This is a genomic window from Streptomyces sp. NPDC004065 (genome assembly GCF_044903565.1).
Taxonomy (GTDB): domain Bacteria; phylum Actinomycetota; class Actinomycetes; order Streptomycetales; family Streptomycetaceae; genus Streptomyces.
In genome coordinates this window covers 159158-174903 of sequence record NZ_JBJDQT010000013.1, presented here as the reverse complement: position 1 = coordinate 174903, position 15746 = coordinate 159158, and the positions used below count along the sequence as shown (strand labels likewise).

The window sequence follows — 15746 nt, the reverse complement described above, 5'->3', positions numbered from 1 at the left end:
CGTCAGGGCGGGGAAGAAGCTACCCGAGCGGAGCTTGGGAATCGCGAGGTCCAGATCGCCGGCCTGGGTGGTGAGCGTCTTGTCGCGGTGGCCGCTCAAGCAGGCGAAGTAAGTCATGCTGAGACAGGGCCATCCTGCACCTCCCGCGTTGAACTGCCCGTTCACTACGGAGAGTTGCACGATGGCCCACCTTGCGGGCAAGGAGCGAAAACCCATCGGCACACGCCCCCGGCGCACCCCCTCACCTTGATCGGCTACACCACACAGCGGGACGCCATCTCAGGAAGGAACCAAGGTCAGCAGGTCAGGTGAACCGCCGAGGTTAAACAACAAGCTAAGGCTGCAGCCCTCGGTCCAAAGCGGGCGTCTGCTCCCGCGGCAGTGCCGTACCCAGTGCGCGGCCGGCGCTGGCAGGTCTCTCCTTGGCCATCGACGAAGCCCGACCGTTGGTTAGGTCCCGGGTCGTGCCCGGGCCACCCCCAACAGAGCCGGGGATGCAGCTGCTCTACAGAGTTGGACACCTCGGAAGCCGACCGCGCGTCTGAGACCCTAGCCATGGGCACTGACAATGCGCCTCGTGAGCAGAGCCCTTGACGCCACGCATCCGCACCACAAGCGCACCAGATCGAGCGGGGAACAGCGGTGAACCACGGTGGAAGCGGTCTGGCCCGGCAAGGCCTCACCGTGAATGTTCGCGCAGGTCAGCGCCCGAACCGGCCGCAAATGATCGCAGCTTCCCAAGCTGAGAGCGCGAGTTCGATTCTCGTCACCCGCTCCAGAGAGAAACCCCAGGTCAGCGGCCTGGGGTTTATTCGTTGTCTGGTCCGATTCGAGGCGACGCGCCCTCCGCGTGCCCTGTCGGAGCGAAGCAGCCGTGTCTGGGGTCGTGAAGCGCCAAGCGATGTCACTCACCCGTCAGGCGACCTGCCCTGGATGACGCGGAGAGGGTGACGGGCCTGGACGGCCCGGCGGCCCGCCACTGCGGCCGGCTGCCTCTTCGGCTGAAGATGGCGCCGCTTGGCTGGGTTCGTCAGTCGTCGGGTGCGTCCTTGCCGGCGGTTCCTGAGAAGACGAGCTGCGTGACGGTGGGCCCGTAGTCGGCTTTGGCAGTTACGCGGTAAAGCCCGGGACTCGGCAACGTCACTTTGGCACCGAGCTGGTCGTCTTCGGAGGCTTCGAGCCGCACAGATGTCTCCCAGTCGGTGTCCGTGGCAGCGACGGTGCATTCGACTTGGGAGGGGTCGTCCGTGCCGGTGACGACGCAGTCCCAGGGGGTACCCGCAGGGGCGTAGTCGGGCAGGTCGAGGCCGATGCCGTCCTCGGCCTGGTCGGGGCCGAGGTGGTCGTCCTCGAGAAGGAAGTCGGCGATGACGCGGCGTGCTTCGCGTCCGTTGGCGACGGCGCCGTGCTGGGCGAAGACGGGGATGGTGCGGCGGGTGTGGGAGGCGGATTCGCGGTGGACTGTGCCGTCTCCCCAGACCTGGTAGCGCAGTGGTGCTCCCTGGGCGTCGCGTTTGACGGTGCCGTCGGTGTCGGTCCGGAAGCAGTATTCGGAGGCGGTTACGCGGCCGTCGATGAGCTTCATCGACTGGACGGTGTTCTGGCGGGTGCCGACGACAGGGCGGTGGTGGGGCAGGGGCTGGTCGTAGAGGGTGGTGAAGAAGTCCTCCGCGGCCTTTGCCAGGTCCTTGTCACCTCCGAGGCCGGCGACATCCGACGGAGTGAGGCGACGGACGTCGAGGGCGTCTTCCACGCAGAGGAAGCGGGGCAGAAGCTCGTGGACGGCCGGCATGGTGGCGGCCGCGGCGGCGAGACGGGCATGCGGCAGCGGCAGGGGTCCGCCCTGGCGGGCGTTGAGGATGTTGGCGGCGACGACCGAGCCGAGAAAGGGGGTGCCGAGTGTCATGACTCCGCGGGTGCCGGCGGGCAGGTCGCTGTCGCCGCCGCTGGTGAGGGCGGCGTAGGTGACCAGGCCGCCCATGGAGTGGGCGATGAAGACCAGACGGGCCGGGCGTTCGTCGACGGCTTGTCGGCGGGCGTCGGCGTGGGCGGAGTGGTCGAGCCACCGTTGGAGGTGGTCGCGGGCCTCTTGGGCAAGCCTGCGGGCGTTGACGGCGACAGGCAGACGCCAGTCGTAGGGGAACGTCATGATGGCGTCACGGTGAGCGACCGTGTTCCCGATCGTCCGCAGAAGTTTGTGGTACGGCTCGATACCGCGAAGGAACGGGCTCCAGGCCGGGGTCTGCAGCAGTCGGGGGGCTTGGACGCGGCTGTAGTCACCGGCCAGTTCGGCCGGGGTGAGCTGCAGCGGGGTAAGGCCTTCGCGGGTGAGCCAGGCTTTGGCGAGCCAGGCGGGGTTGGCTAAGCCCCAGATCACGTTGTCCGTGGCGGTGTCATGGAGCTCGCTGCCCATGATGCCGGGAACGACGACGACGGCATCGTGCGTGACCGCGGGGCTCAGGCGGGGCTCGGTGTGCGGTGCTGGATTTGGCAAGGTTCCCCCCAGGGGCGAGTTCATGGCTGCCACACTAATGACATGCAACACACGGGGGATGAGGTTCTGCAGGACCCTGCTTTAGCAGGCGCCGGCCTGCCGGGACAGCGTGTCCTGCTCACGTTGGCGGTGCGCGACTACGGCGACGACGACGATGCCGAGGCGTTCGCCGAGGGCATCGACCAGCAGCTGGCAGCGGTGCGCGAGTGGTGGCAGACGCCGGGCCCGCCACCGGCGTTCCGGCAGGTTCCGCCCCCGGAGCTGAAGACACGGGACGACGTCGAGGACTTCTTACGGGAGCAGGACGTCAGGGAGCTACGCGGTCGCGCGCTGGTGCTGTTCGTCACGGGGCACGGGATCCCCGGCAAGTCGGACACCCATTTTCTGCGGCTGCCCGCCTCGGTGGAACAGCGGCCGCTTGCCACGGCAGTGCGGACCTCGGACATCATTGCCGCCGCCCTGGACTCGCATGTCGAGAACGTACTGGTCATAGTCAACACCTGCTTCGCGGGCGGCATGCACGCCGAACTCGCGGCGCTGCAGAAGGACATCCGACGCAGCCGCAGGCACCGTTGCAACCTCGATGTCCTGGTCACATGCGGTCACGACAGCAAGATCCAGGTTCTGCGCTTTCCCACCCTGTTGCGGGGTGCGCTACGGCGCTTGCGCCGCAACGCGGGTATCACCACTCCGTATCTGAGCGTCCCGGACTTCATGGCCGAGTATGCCCGCGGACTGCGGGAGGACGAGGAACGGACGTTCAAGCTGCAGCGCGTCTTCGACGGCGGTAACTACCAGCCTTCTCCGTGCCTGCCCAATCCCGGCTACGTGCATTTGCCGGAAGTGCTCGGTGCGACGCAGCGGCATGAACCACTCGCGGCGGAGTACTGGCTGGACCGGGCGACGGGACGGACTCAGGAGACCGATCAGGGCTGGTACTTCCGGGGCCGTGAGCAGTTGAACCGGGCGGTTGCCTCGTTCCTCGGCTCATACTCTCCGCGGGGAGTGTTACTGATCACCGGGTGCGCGGGCAGTGGGAAGTCGGCGGTGCTCGCCAGGGCGGTGACCCTGAGCGATCCGGTGTTCCGGAAAGAGCCCCTGTACAAAGTGGCCCAGGACTCGGCTCCGCGCGACACGCTCCCACCGGAGGGATCGGTGACTGCCGCGGTGCTCGCCCGTCATCTGGATGCCGCGCAGGTTGCTGCCGACCTGCTGCGTGCTCTGGGGGAGGAACCCGCCGCGGTGCCGGCGACCGGCGACCCGGTCGACGTGTGGTCGCGGCAGATCCAGGACTACGTGCGCTCCTGCGGGCAGAACGTGACGATCGTGCTCGACGGCTTGGACGAGGCGGCGGAGCAGGCCCGGATCGTCGGGGACGTACTCGCCCCGCTGGCGCCGTTCTGCCGTCCATCGGTGCCGGGTCAGCGCCAGGACGAAGACACCTCAGCGGCGCCCGCGGTGCGGTTGCTGATCGGTGTGCGCTCCAGCCGGCCCGCCGGAAACAGCAAAGGCGGCGCGGCCGTTGATGAACTGGGCCTGCTGAGGACATTGAGAGACACGTTTCCCACCGCTTGCGTGGAGCGGACGGACGGCGACAGCAGCAAGCACGACATCGCCGAGTACGTCACGGCGCTGATCGGTGACGCCATGGACGCCGACACCCGCCGGCAGGTGGTGCCCGCGGTCGTCGAAGCCGTCTGGCCCTCGTTCATCGACGCACGGCTTGCCGGAGACCAACTGCGCAGCACCAAGGACCCGATGGAGCTGGCGCTCAGCGAGGGCTGGCACACGAAACTCGAGCGAGGTATCAGAGGCCTGCTGCAGCACGACCTCCAGCAGGTCCAGCAGGTCCAGGGCTTGCCCCCCGACGTTGCCCTGGCGTTGCTCCAGGCCGCGGCGTACGCCAAGGGGCAGGGAGTGCCCTGGGGGGAGGTCTGGCCGACCATCGCCGGCGTCTTCCTCATGCCGAAGCGGCTGCCGGCCGACGAATGGGACCCGATGATAGAGAAACTTCTCAGCGGGCGGCTCAGCGGCTATCTCGCGCATGCCGTGGAGGACGACCGGCGCGTCTACCGGCCCGCGCACGAGGAACTGGTCGACGTGCTCCTCGATCCGGATGCGGGCCTGCTGGACTTCGGAGGCCGGGATGCGTGACAGCACCGACAGCCGGCACACAGCCATCCACCGCGACATCGCTGCCGCACTTGCCGGTCTGGTCCCCGCGGATCCGACCATTCCGCCCCATCCCTATCTGCGCCGGCATCTCGCCGAGCATGCCGCGGAAGGAAACGTGCTGGATGACGAGCATGTCCCGCCGGCGCTGCTCGCCTGGGAGACCAGCTCCGAGGTACGCCGGCTGCTGGCGACGGAGGACAACAGGTCGGACAGGCGGCAGTGGCTGCACGCCTGGGCCAGGCTGGAGCCGTTCGCCCGCCATACGGATCCGGTGTCCCGTCTGACCAGTCTGCGGCTGTCCCACTACGCTGCGGCCTCGCTGCCGCAAGCCCGGGCCAAGGAGACGGCGCCGCCACAGACGTTCAACGCAACGCCGGTGACCCCGTTGTGGAGCCACTACGCCAGCCCGGTGCCGGCCTGGGCCGCCACGCCCAGCGACGTGACGTCACTGACCGCAGTCGAAAGCGCGAACGGCAAGGTCAAGGCCATCGCTGCCGGCGACAAGGGCGGAACGCTCCGCATCCTGCGCCTGGACGGGAGCCTGGCACACGCCCCCATCGAGGTGCACCGGGGCGCCATCAGTCACCTGCTGCCGCTCAGAGGCGGCCTGATCATCACCGCGGGCACGGACGGCTGCGTCGCCGCCGTGGACGCGGTCCACGGCCGGCTCATCCGCCAGGTCATCGTGCGCCGGGAACACACCTGGGTCAGCTCCCTCACCGCCTACCATCCCACCGGACACCTGCCGCTCCTGCTTGCCGCGTTCAGCGACGGCCATGTCGTGGCCTTCGACCCGGGGCGCTTCCAGGCCCACGCCCTCGCGCTGCCCGAGCTCGAGGACTCCTCAGCAGTCATGTGCAGCGTCCAGATGCCTGATGGGCACGCATGCCTGCTTTTCACCCAGCGCGATACCGTGAACTGCTTCGACGGCCACACCGTCTCTCAGCACTCCCGCCACCCAGCCCGCGTCCGTGCCCTGCTGCCCATGCCCCGAGCAGGCCAGTACGCCGTGGCCGATGAGGACGGCCACGTGTCCCTGTACGACCTGACGGCCACCGCGGTCGGCACGGCGCCCCTCGCGACCGCGCGCCACGCCGCACCCGTGACGAACTTGCACGTCACCTCTCTTGACCAGCAGCCGGCGCTTGTCTCGGCGGCAGGCGACGGCACACTGCGCCTCTGGCGGATTCCGGGTCTTCGACCCATCGAGGGGTCCTTGCCCGCGCACACGGCGCCGGTCACCGCGATGACCCACGTGGACGTCGCCGGCCAGAATCGTCTTTTCACCGCAGGCGCAGACCGCGTCGTGCGCAGCTGGCCAGTCGACCGCCAGACCTTCGCGCAGGCCCCGAAAGCCTGGAATCACATCACCGCGAGCGCCTTGTCGCCTGCTCCGAGACGTCTTCTCGCCGCAGCCCGGGCGTCCCGGATCGTCGTCTGGGATCTTGCGACCAACAGGCATCGAACCCTCTTGAAGGGCCGCAAGGTGACTGCCCTGGCCTGGCCCCGTCAGCACGGTCGTCTGCTGCTGGCCGCCGCCCTGAGCGACAACAGCATCGTCTGTGCCGACCCCGTCACCAAGCGGCAGACCGGGCCAGTGCTGCGCGGCCACTTCCTGCCGGTCAATGCGCTGGTGGCGTTGTCGGCCGCCCGAGGCGAACTGCTGGCCAGCGGGAGCGCTGACGGCCGGGTCTGCGTGTGGGACCTGCAGACTGGAGGCCTGCTCGAAGACTTCGGCCACCACAGGTTCAGCGTGCGCTGTCTGGCCACCCACCAATCCGGGGGCAGGGCTTTTCTCGCGTCCGGCGGCAGCGACGGCGCCGTCCGCGTGTGGGATGTGGACGGACTCGGGCAGGTCGGCCGGTCGATCAGATGTGATCAGGACATCATCAATGATCTGGCGTTCGTTTCCTGGCACGACGGGGGGCTGCTCATCGCCAGTGCCGGTCAGGACGGCACCTTGAAACTGTGGGACGTCGAAACAGGCCGGCTCACCGACGAGCTCGCTCTCCACGACGGCGAGCTCGGAGCTGTCACGGCTCTTCGCCTGCCGCTGGACAGAACCGCCCTAGCGGTGGCGGGCAGGACGAGCATCCACCTCTGGGACGCGACAGCCGGCCGTCACCTGCTCCGCATCGTGACGGGTGCGCCCCTGCGCACCTTGAAGACGGTGTCGGATCCCGATGGTGCGGCCTCCTCGATACTGCTCGCTTCCGGCGAAGCGGGGACCATGGCCTTCCGCCTCCACCATGATCAACTGTGAGGTCGTGCGCCGTCCCCTTGCACCAACGCACCGCCTGTGCACCGCCCATCATCCTGGCGGGAAGCGGACACGCGGCTCGCACGACGAGAGAATCTTCAGCCACGTCGGTCAGGCGCCCACGCCCTGATCACCCCTGTCAGAGCGGCACGAGTGAGGATCCATGACAGTCGCGTTATCCGGCCCGCCCCCGGCACCCGATGCCGCAGTGCGCCCTTCGGCGGACGCAATGCAGCAGAACAGGAGACAAGCCGGCGAGCAGGAGGGGTACCAGAAATGACCATCCCGCCCGTAACTCTGACCGCTGCCCCGGCCGAGGGCGTGTGGCGTCTTGGCTGGGCCCACAATCCCGTCAAGTACAACCGAGTGGAACCGGACACTTTCGACGGCTCGGCAGCCGGCCGGTACAGCCTGTACTCCTACAGCACGCTCTACTGCGCCTCCACGCCGGCAGGATGCTACGCGGAAGCCTTGGCCCCCTACCGCATCGGCCCCAAGATCCGCGAGCTCATGGGCAGCGCCGGAAACAACAAACCGCACCTGATGGCCATGGGGCACATCCCCTCCAGTTGGCGGGAGGAGCGCATCCTGGTACGCCTCATCCCCACCGACCGGACGCAGTTCCTCGACATCGAGACGGATGAAACCCGGGCGGTCCTCGCATCGGACCTCAAGGAAGAACTCAGCGCCATCGGTGTCACCGGACAACTGACCGACGACGACCTGCATGGCCCGAACCGGCGGATCACACGCCAGATCGCCGCATGGGCCGTCGCCCAGCGCAACGCGGACGGCCACCACCTCGTCCAGGGAATCACCTACCGCTCCGGGTACGGCGGACGGCGCTGCTGGGCCATCCTCCGCGACACCGAACTCACCGAGGTGGAACGCTGCGCCATCCGGGTGGAGGACGTCGCCCTGCAAGAGGTGGCCGACGAGTACGGCCTCACCGTCAGGTGAGCGGACTGCGTCGCTTGGCCGTACGTACCGTCGCCCGATCAGGTTGTCGCGCGCGTCCGGCGTCACGCTTCTGCAACTTGATGCACCGTAGTAAAAGCCCAGCTCACAGCAGTACACCGGCAACACCTGGTGGAATTCAGGAGTGTTTTTAGGGCGGAAAACCGTAGAGTAAGCCCACCCTAAACGGGTAGGCTTTCATCAACGCCACTGAGGAGCAAGCATGTTGACCGACATCACCTTCATAGCGCGCCACTTACCCAGCACACGGCGGTGCGGACACGGCACCACGAGCGAGTCCCTCATCGTCAGCGTCTCCTCCAGGCCGAGGTGGTGTGCTGCCTCCAGCAGCCAACCGGACACCGGCGACCGCGGCGCTGCTCATCACAGCGGCTGCGGCTTCCGGTCGAGCCCCACCACCCCCGCAGCCTTCGCGCACTGAGCGCCGATCCTTTGCCGCCTCACCGCCGGCCAGGAAACGAGGAGATCATGCAGACTCAGCAAGAGACCACCGCAGAAGCCGAGGCCCGCGCACACCGCGACACAGCCGGACAGCCCATCGCCGAGATCGCCCGCTTCCTGCAGGAGACTTTCAGCCAGCGCATTGCCGCACTCATCGCAGGCGTGGACGACGCGCGGCAGGTCGGCCGGTGGGCAAGGGGACAGAACGCCCCCCGATTCGACTCCGAGTTCCGCCTCCGCACCGCCTACCAGGTCTTCACGTACATCGCCAACTGCGAAAACCAGCACACCGCCCGAGCATGGATGATGGGGATGAACCCGCAACTCGAGGACGACTCGCCCATCGAAGCCATCGCCGACGAACGCTTCAAGGACGTGATGGCCGCCGCCCGCTCCTTCCGCCGTGGCGATCTGTAGGTACACGCAGAACCCCGTCGCGCTCGTTCCGCAGCTCAGGGTTTGACGTTCTCGTAAGGCACGGGTCTGGCGTCCACGCGTCGTGCGCCGTGGCAGGAGGCGGGGAGGCAGGCTGCCGGGCGCGGCCCGGCGGCTTCGCGTTTCTGCGTCTCCTGTCCGGCGAAGGTGCGCTCGGGCTGTCGGGGTCCCTCGATGGTTCGGTGGGGGCCGAAGTGTTCGGTCGGTAGCGTGCCGGGGCTGTGCGGGAGGTGCCCGCGCTGTGAGCGCCGGAGGCGATGGCATGTCGGAGGCAGACCTGAGGCAGCGGGTTGCCGAGCGGTTCCGCGAGGTCAATGGCGTCCATCCGATGACGGATGCGGATGACGTGTATGTCAGCGCGCAGTTCGTTGCCCTGGAGGAACTGTGCGCGGTCCAGGGCCGCGATGCCGATGCGGTGCGTCGGCTGATGCTGGGGCGGTGTCTGCCGCTTCCGGGGTATCTGCGCTCCGACGGCGCCGAGATGGTGCCGGCCGACCTGTTCGCTCTCGCCGGCCAAGCCGGCGGCGTGGAGCTGCTCGAAGCGTGGTTCACCGCTCACTGGGCCGACCCGGTCGCCGGGAAGGCGGAGTGGGACGCGTATCTCAGCGGGCAGTACGTGTGCCTGCACTCGGTGACCCCGGCCACCATTCAGCGCAAGGATCACCTGACGGCCGCGATCAGCGCCGCAGCGAACGAGCCGGATGCCGGTTCGGCACGCTGGTCCGAGCGGCTGCACACGCTCGTCGACGAACTCGATTCGCTGGAACCGGCGTTCACGGCCTATGACCGTCTTCGGTTCGGCGGGCCCACATCGCGGGACACCTGCATCGACGCCATGCGTGCCCGCTTCCCGCGCCCCTGACCCGGATCCATGGTGGCGTTCTGGAGTCCGGGGTGCTGTGGCCGGTGGCCGCAGCGCTTCCTCCTCTCCGTCACTGGCTGTCAGGCGGGCTCGAAGAACCGCTCGGGTGCGGCGTCGGCCACGGTGAAGGGCCGGAAATCGGGGTCGGTGAGGATCCGGTACAGGAACTCCGTGGTGGTCGTCGTAGCGGTACCAGTACTCGGAGTCCTTCCCCTTGGTGAGGATCGGCCATGCGTTCACCGCACCGTCGGTGACGTGCCAGAAGAACATCCGCACCGGTTCCCCAGGGGATCAGCCCGCCCGGCCTGATCACTCGCCCGCGTCCGCGAGCCAGGAAGCGCAGGCGCGCAACCGGTTGAGTCCGTTTCGCTCCCGGCAGCACCCGCTCAGTGCCACTCTGGTGCCATGGCAAGCGAAGCTCCGCCACCTGGCCGTGCGCCACGAGTTCTCAACCCCCTGTGGATCATCGCACTGTTCCTGGGGCTCTCCGAGACGACCGTCGGCATCGCGGCTGCCCAGTCGAGCGGCTGGGTCCAAGGCCTGCTGGCGGTGTTCGCCGTCGTGTTCCCCGTATTGGTGTCCACCGCGTTCTTCATCATCCTGTGGCAACGGCCCGAGGTGCTCTATGCGCCAGGTGACTTCCCGGAGCATGTGTCGATCGGCACCTACGTGGACAGCATGCGCCGCCGGTCGGCCCCGGCCCCGGACCCCGACACCATCCAAGCGGTCGTCACCGACATGCTGCGCACCGTCCTTCCGCCCGCTCTGGACAGCACCTCGGACTCTTCCAGCGTCCTGGAACAGACACTGGACAACGCCAGCAGGGTTCTGGCGGAGCGCACGCTGACCGTCGATGTGAGTGCCATCACGGAGACCCCAGGAGATCTGTTCCAGTGCACGGTCTTCAGCACTCAGACGGTGAGCAACTTCCTCGACTCCCTGTGGACCTATCTCCGTGAGTTCGTTCCGCCGTTTCGGTATGGGCGGGACTGGGTTCTCCTGGACGAAGAGAGCAGTGCGACGCTCAGGAATCTGGGGTCCTTCTGGGCTGCTCGCAACGGAACTGAGGAGGATTACAGACTCCTGAGCGGGGTGGGGATCACTCCGCTGTCGAAACTCAGTGCCGTCCGCTTGGACAGCGGCAGGATGGGCTCCCGCTCCCGCAGGAATCGAGCCCCGGGCACACCCCCGAGGGGGCTTCCGTACCCCCGGGGCACGGGCGGGCTGGGCCGGGCTCCCCGTTAGACGGTGCGGACGGTGCGGTCGCCGAGGGCGTGGTCGGCGGCGCACGGTGGTCGGCGCCATCGGTCCGCACGTGCCGGGCTGCCGGGCTGCCGGGGTGTCCCGGGCGGGCGTCCCAGCGTTGCGTGTTTTCGCAGGTGGGCGGGGGTGGGATCGTTCCAGCGTCGCAGGGTGGGCGGGGGTTGTTGTCCCAGCCGGGTGGGGCGTCCGACGCTGTGGCCGTCGCACCGGCCGGGGCGGCCGTCCGTCCGGCGGCGCCACGGCATCCCGGTTCAGTCGCGGTGGCCGGGCGCGGGCGGGTGCGACCTCGTACCGATCAGAGAAGGAACACGCAGATGAACATGAAGTCCCTCGCCGGCCGCCGTGCCGCTGCGGTCGCGGCCGTGGCCGCGGGTCTCGCCCTGGCCCTCGGGTCCGGTGTGCAGGCACAGGCCTCCGCCGGCGGGTCGAAGGCGGTCGGCGGGAAGGGCGCCGTCGCCGCCTGCTCCCAGAAGGTCCTCGGGGTGTCCGCCGTGAAGGAGCCCGCGGACGGCAGGGACGCCCGGCACCTGCTCCTCGTCGTGCAGAACGCCGGCGACAGGCCGTGCAATCTCTACCGCCACCCTCTCGTGCGGCTCGGGGCCGATGCCCGGACCACGGTGCCCGTGATCGAGGAGAGCGACCCGGACCCGGGGGTGCCCGTCACCCTCGCTCCGGGGCAGGAGGCCTACGCCGCTCTGCTCGTCAGCGGCGGCGCCAGGGACGAGTACGAGGCGAGGAGCATCACCCTCGGCCTCCAGGGCCGTACGCCCGGCAGCACCGCGGGCAAGCCGATCGACGTCCCCATGCCCGTCGCCACGCTGTACGCGGACGACGGCCAGCGTGTCACCTACTGGACGACCGCTCCCGGCTTCGCCCTCGACTTCATCATGTCGAAGTGACGGACCCCGGCCGGGGTCGGGTCCCGTTCGGCCCAGCAGTTGTCGAGTTGCCGAGTTCTCGAGTTCGGGAGGTTCAGTGATGTCCATCAAGTCCGTCGCCGTCGCATCTGTCGTATCCGTCACGTCCGTTGTGCGGAAGGCCGCGAGTTTCGCGGGGGTGGGCGCCGCCGTCGCGGCCATGTCCCTGAGCGGCGCGTCCGCGGCCCACGCGGAAGGTTCCACCCAGGGCTGCCCGTACCCCTACGTCTGCTTCTACGTGGACAACGACGCCCTGCTCGCGGGCCGGCCGATCTCGATGTACCGGGACGTCACCAGCGGCTATCAGCCGGTCACGCCCCGGCCGCACTACGGAGTCCTCAACACCCGGAACGACGACGTGGTGTACCTGCGGCTGCAGGGCGGCGGCTCGGTCTGCCTCGGGCCCAACTCCCAGACGGTGTTCGCCAACGCCGTCACCGTCAACGGCATCAGGATCTCCAGCAGTTCCAAGTGCTGAGTCCGTCGGTCGTCAGTCGTCAGTCGTCGGTCTCCGTCCCGTCGTACGTGGTGGTCATGGGGATCCAGCCGGAGGGGTGGCGGTACCAGTAGCGCGGCAGCCCCTCGATGCTGGTGGTGCGGAACGGGCGGCCGTGGTCGTCGATGCGCACCGTGCCGGTGCGGCCCCCCGAGGACCAGTCGAGTTCCAGGTACCAGTCGCAGGTGCAGGTCTCGGTCCGTGCGGAGACCAGCAGGACCTCCGGGTCCCGCAGGGACACCCGGTAGGGGAAGTCGATGGCGGGGGCCGGTCCGTCCGGGTCGTTGCCGGGCTTCGAACGGGCCAGGGGACGGCGTGCGTCGAGGTCCACGGAGAAGTGGCGGGGGACGAGGACGGCGCCGCAGCCCTCGTACATGGAGTAGGCGCTGCCCCGGCCCGCGGCGGGGGCAATGCGATTGACCACGCGCACGTGCAGTGCCTCCAGGACGACGGCGGCGTCGCCCCGTCCCTGCACCGAGATCCGCAGGTTGGTGGTGCGGCCGTGCACCGCGTGCTGGGACGCGGCCCACACCGCGGCGTCCTGCGGGGCCGGCGGCGGGACCTGCCGCGGTGGCTCGGCGATGACGTAGTCGTGGTCGCAGTCGAGGCGCCAGATGTGGGAGTCGGCCGTCCAGGTGAGCGGGGTCGGTGAGGAGACCGTGCCGGCGCTCGTCCGGTCCCTGGGCGGGCGGTCGCCGCTGTGTGCGGCCGGGGACGAGGGGAACGGGGTGGCGCGGGCGTCGGCCGGGCTCTCGCGGTCGCCGGGAGGGGGGTTGGAAGGGGAGGCGGAAGGGGGGTTCGCAGCGGAGGGCGGGCCGCCGTCGCGGTGCGCGGCCGGCGCGGAGGGGCCCGGGGTGGCGCGCGCGGTGGCCGACGCCTCGTCGCCGCCGGGAGGGCGGCCGGCGGCGGATGCGCTGAGGCCGGCGAGCGCCACGGCGAGCGAGGCGGCCGCCAGTGCCATCGAGCGCATGGAACGTCGCCGTGGGCGCCCGGCGTGCGGGCGCCCGGCGCGCGGCCGCGGGGCCGGCGGGGAGGTCGCGTCCGGGGCCGAGTCGGCGAGGGATGTCGCCTCCGGGCGTGGAGCGGGCGTTGGCGGGGTCGCCTCGGGGCGCGGAGCAGGCGTCGGCAGGGTCGGCCCAGGGCACGGAGCGGGCCGGGAGGTCGGCTCCGGGGTCCTGGGCTCCGGGCTGTTGTGGCGCGCGGCTGCGGCCGTTGCCGCCGTGACCGTGCTGTCGTGGGGTGTCGGCGGCCGCCGGGGAGCCGATGGACGCGCCGGGCGCGAAGGGAGCGAGGGGCGCGGACGTCTGCGTGCCGCGTGGGCCAGGATCCACTGACGGTGCAGTTCCACGCGTTCCTCGGGGGAGGCTCCGCACAGTGCCCTGGGCACCAGGCCCGGCGCTCCCCGTACCTGCACGCTCCTGCGGCCGGGATGGTTCCACCCGGCCGCTCCGCCGTCCCGTCGCCCCCGGCCGGTGGGCCGTGGACGGCGGGGGCGGGGGGCCGGGGACGGCCGGCGGCGGGTCAGCCGGCGGGATGCCCGTGTGCCTTGGGCTTCGCGGGTGCCTCGCCGTGCCGGTCGGTGACCGCGCGCTGCAGGACGGCGTCCACGCCGAACAGGGTGTCGGTCGTGACGCCCCTGGCCCGGTCCTTCAGGTACGAGCGCGAGCCGAGGTAGGCGAGGGTGTGCCTGTCGAAGATCCACTCACTGCGGGTGGCGGAGGAGGGGTCCACCCGGGTGATGCCGATGCCGTGGCGGCCGGCGGCGTCCACGGCGTCGGGGATCACCGTCACGCCGGGGATCCGTTCGACCGCCTTGTAGAGGGCGGAGGCGTTGGCGGGCGGCATGATCGTCGAACGCAGCAGCTCGCCGACCGCCTCGAACACCGCCTGGTCCCTGGACTCGCCCTCCGTCACCCTGGTCCGGGCCTGGAGCAGCCGGAGCAGGTCGTCCGGATCGGTGGGCAGCGCGGCCAGCCACTTGTACGTGGGGCGGTCCACGCCCACCGGTACCGGGCCGGCCGACTCGACGGGGATCACCTGGCCGGGCATCACGGCGTCCTTCCCCGTCTCGCGGATCCATCCGGTCCTGGCGACGGGGCGGGGGTTCTGCGAGCTCCAGACCTCCCGCTGGTGCGCGGCTCCGAGCCGCACCGGGCCGTCGAACGTGCCCGTGTTGTCGCGGACCAGGCTCCTCACGTACACGAACTGGCTGTCCTTCACCGGTGTCGCGTCGGTTTCCATGGCCGCGGCGGCGATCCGGTCCAGGGTGACGGTCGCACCGTTCGCCGGGGCGGTCGTGGTGGCCGCCCCGGTCGCCGGGGCGGAGCCGTGGCCGCCTCCGGTGAGGGTGAGGGCGAGCGCCCCGGCCAGCACCGCCGACGCGGCGGGCAGCAGCAGCGCCGGGCGGGGCAGCCGGCGGCGGTGCGGCGCCGCCGTGGCCGGCGCCGGGGTGGAGGGGGCGGGGGCGGTGTCGCGGTCGATCCGCTGCATCAGGACTTCCTTATGGTGGAGACGACGGCTCGGCGAGAGGTCCCATGCGAAGGGAGCGGCCAGCAACTCCTCGGCCCGGCTCCGGGGCGTCCCGGCGTCGGGCAGCTCGTCGGCGTCGGGCAGCCTGTCGGCGTTCATCGGGTTTCCTCCTGCAGAAACAGGGCCGCGAACGCGGCCTCACCCTCCACCTCTCCGCGGCGGCTCTGGGGTTCCGTCCTTTCCCGGCCGGACGGGGCGGATTGCCGCGCGGACAGGGCGGATTGCCGCGCGGACAGGGCGGCTTCCCGCGCGGACGGGGCGGATTGCCGTGCGGACAGGGCGGCTTCCCGCGCGGACGGGGCGGATTGCCGTGCGGACAGGGCGGCTTCCCCACCGGACGGGGTGACGCTGAGCCGGGCCAGTCGCGCACGGGCGCGCGACAGCCGTGAGCGCACCGTGCCGACCGGCACGCCCAGCGCCTCGGCGGCCTGCCGGTAGTCCAGACCGGCCGCCACGCACAGGGCGAGCACCTCACGGTCCTTGCGCCGCAGCCGGCTCAGCGCGTCGTGTACCAGCGCGAGGCGGCGGGCGTCGTCGATCCGGCCCGCCGCCTCTTCGGCGAAGTCCTCGACCGGGGGCGGGGGCGGGTAACGGGCCAGGAAGGAGATCCGGCGGCGCAGCCCGCGGTTGGCGTTGTGCGCCTTGTGCGTTGCGATGCCGAGCAGCCAGGGCTTGAGGGAACCGCCTTCCGGATCCACCGTCTCCCGGGTGCGCCAGGCGGCGAGGAAGGTCTCGGACATCGCCTCCTCGGCCTCCGACCAGTTGCCGGTCAGCCGCAGGGCGTGGTGGTAGACCGCCCGCGCGTACCGGTCGTACAGGTCGGCGAAGGCGGCACGGTCCCCTGCCCGTATGCGCGCGCAGTGGCTCTGCTGGTTCTGTATGCCTCACGCTGTGTA

At 70.0% G+C, this 15746-nt stretch carries 12 protein-coding genes and 1 pseudogene; 8 read left to right on the top strand and 5 right to left on the bottom strand.

Annotation, left to right across the window (positions count from 1 at the left end):
- Positions 1-3: 3 nt before the first annotated feature.
- A pseudogene (locus ACI2LW_RS16685) lies at positions 4-96 on the bottom strand (transposase); the annotation flags it as partial.
- A 934-nt stretch (positions 97-1030) separates the two neighbouring features.
- Complete coding sequence (locus ACI2LW_RS16680) at positions 1031-2518, bottom strand: hypothetical protein (protein WP_404731918.1); 1488 nt, start codon at positions 2516-2518, stop codon at positions 1031-1033.
- A gap of 18 nt (positions 2519-2536) precedes the next feature.
- Between ACI2LW_RS16680 and ACI2LW_RS16675 the strand changes: the two genes are divergently transcribed.
- From ACI2LW_RS16675 to ACI2LW_RS16640, 8 genes are all read left to right on the top strand, one after another.
- Positions 2537-4648 carry an AAA family ATPase gene (locus ACI2LW_RS16675; protein WP_404731917.1) on the top strand — a complete coding sequence of 704 codons (2112 nt, stop codon included), beginning with the start codon at positions 2537-2539 and terminating at the stop codon, positions 4646-4648.
- Complete coding sequence (locus ACI2LW_RS16670) at positions 4641-6932, top strand: WD40 repeat domain-containing protein (RefSeq protein WP_404731916.1); 2292 nt, start codon at positions 4641-4643, stop codon at positions 6930-6932. The genes ACI2LW_RS16675 and ACI2LW_RS16670 overlap by 8 nt, the downstream gene beginning before the upstream one ends.
- 363 nt (positions 6933-7295) lie before the next feature.
- A complete protein-coding gene (locus tag ACI2LW_RS16665; RefSeq protein ID WP_404731915.1) occupies positions 7296-7889 on the top strand; it encodes an RES domain-containing protein in 594 nt (197 codons plus the stop codon).
- A gap of 486 nt (positions 7890-8375) precedes the next feature.
- A complete protein-coding gene (locus tag ACI2LW_RS16660) occupies positions 8376-8765 on the top strand; it encodes an XRE family transcriptional regulator (protein WP_404731914.1) in 390 nt (129 codons plus the stop codon).
- Between the two features lie 280 nt (positions 8766-9045).
- Positions 9046-9645 carry a DUF6058 family natural product biosynthesis protein gene (locus ACI2LW_RS16655; RefSeq protein WP_404731913.1) on the top strand — a complete coding sequence of 200 codons (600 nt, stop codon included), beginning with the start codon at positions 9046-9048 and terminating at the stop codon, positions 9643-9645.
- Between the two features lie 405 nt (positions 9646-10050).
- Positions 10051-10890 (top strand): hypothetical protein, encoded by an 840-nt coding sequence (locus tag ACI2LW_RS16650; protein WP_404731912.1) that lies wholly within the window; start codon positions 10051-10053, stop codon positions 10888-10890.
- 332 nt (positions 10891-11222) lie between these two features.
- The gene (locus tag ACI2LW_RS16645; RefSeq protein WP_404731911.1) at positions 11223-11807 is read left to right on the top strand and encodes a DUF4232 domain-containing protein; all 585 of its coding nucleotides are present in this window, start codon (positions 11223-11225) and stop codon (positions 11805-11807) included.
- 79 nt (positions 11808-11886) lie between these two features.
- Positions 11887-12303 carry a hypothetical protein gene (locus ACI2LW_RS16640; RefSeq protein WP_404731910.1) on the top strand — a complete coding sequence of 139 codons (417 nt, stop codon included), beginning with the start codon at positions 11887-11889 and terminating at the stop codon, positions 12301-12303.
- 19 nt (positions 12304-12322) lie between these two features.
- On the opposite strand, the gene ACI2LW_RS16635 is transcribed toward ACI2LW_RS16640, so the two are convergent.
- The 3 genes from ACI2LW_RS16635 to ACI2LW_RS16625 all read right to left on the bottom strand — a co-directional run bounded on the left by ACI2LW_RS16635 (position 12323) and on the right by ACI2LW_RS16625 (position 15731).
- Positions 12323-13282 carry a hypothetical protein gene (locus ACI2LW_RS16635; RefSeq protein ID WP_404731909.1) on the bottom strand — a complete coding sequence of 320 codons (960 nt, stop codon included), beginning with the start codon at positions 13280-13282 and terminating at the stop codon, positions 12323-12325.
- 560 nt (positions 13283-13842) lie between these two features.
- Positions 13843-14949, bottom strand: coding sequence for a CU044_5270 family protein (locus tag ACI2LW_RS16630; protein ID WP_404731908.1), 1107 nt, complete (start codon positions 14947-14949; stop codon positions 13843-13845).
- Entirely contained in the window at positions 14946-15731 is a 786-nt protein-coding gene (locus ACI2LW_RS16625; RefSeq protein WP_404731942.1) for an RNA polymerase sigma factor, read from the bottom strand. Before ACI2LW_RS16625 ends, ACI2LW_RS16630 begins: the two co-directional genes overlap by 4 nt.
- Positions 15732-15746 lie beyond the last annotated feature (15 nt).

Excerpts from the sequence above, each read along its gene's own strand:
- ACI2LW_RS16680 (WP_404731918.1), bottom strand. The coding sequence starts at position 2,518 with ATGAACTCGCCCCTGGGGGGAACCTTGCCAAATCCAGCACCGCACACC.
- ACI2LW_RS16675 (WP_404731917.1), top strand. The coding sequence starts at position 2,537 with ATGCAACACACGGGGGATGAGGTTCTGCAGGACCCTGCTTTAGCAGGC.
- ACI2LW_RS16670 (WP_404731916.1), top strand. The coding sequence starts at position 4,641 with ATGCGTGACAGCACCGACAGCCGGCACACAGCCATCCACCGCGACATC.
- ACI2LW_RS16660 (WP_404731914.1), top strand. The coding sequence starts at position 8,376 with ATGCAGACTCAGCAAGAGACCACCGCAGAAGCCGAGGCCCGCGCACAC.
- ACI2LW_RS16655 (WP_404731913.1), top strand. The coding sequence starts at position 9,046 with ATGTCGGAGGCAGACCTGAGGCAGCGGGTTGCCGAGCGGTTCCGCGAG.
- ACI2LW_RS16650 (WP_404731912.1), top strand. The coding sequence starts at position 10,051 with ATGGCAAGCGAAGCTCCGCCACCTGGCCGTGCGCCACGAGTTCTCAAC.
- ACI2LW_RS16645 (WP_404731911.1), top strand. The coding sequence starts at position 11,223 with ATGAACATGAAGTCCCTCGCCGGCCGCCGTGCCGCTGCGGTCGCGGCC.
- ACI2LW_RS16640 (WP_404731910.1), top strand. The coding sequence starts at position 11,887 with ATGTCCATCAAGTCCGTCGCCGTCGCATCTGTCGTATCCGTCACGTCC.
- ACI2LW_RS16635 (WP_404731909.1), bottom strand. The coding sequence starts at position 13,282 with ATGGCACTGGCGGCCGCCTCGCTCGCCGTGGCGCTCGCCGGCCTCAGC.
- ACI2LW_RS16630 (WP_404731908.1), bottom strand. The coding sequence starts at position 14,949 with ATGAACGCCGACAGGCTGCCCGACGCCGACGAGCTGCCCGACGCCGGG.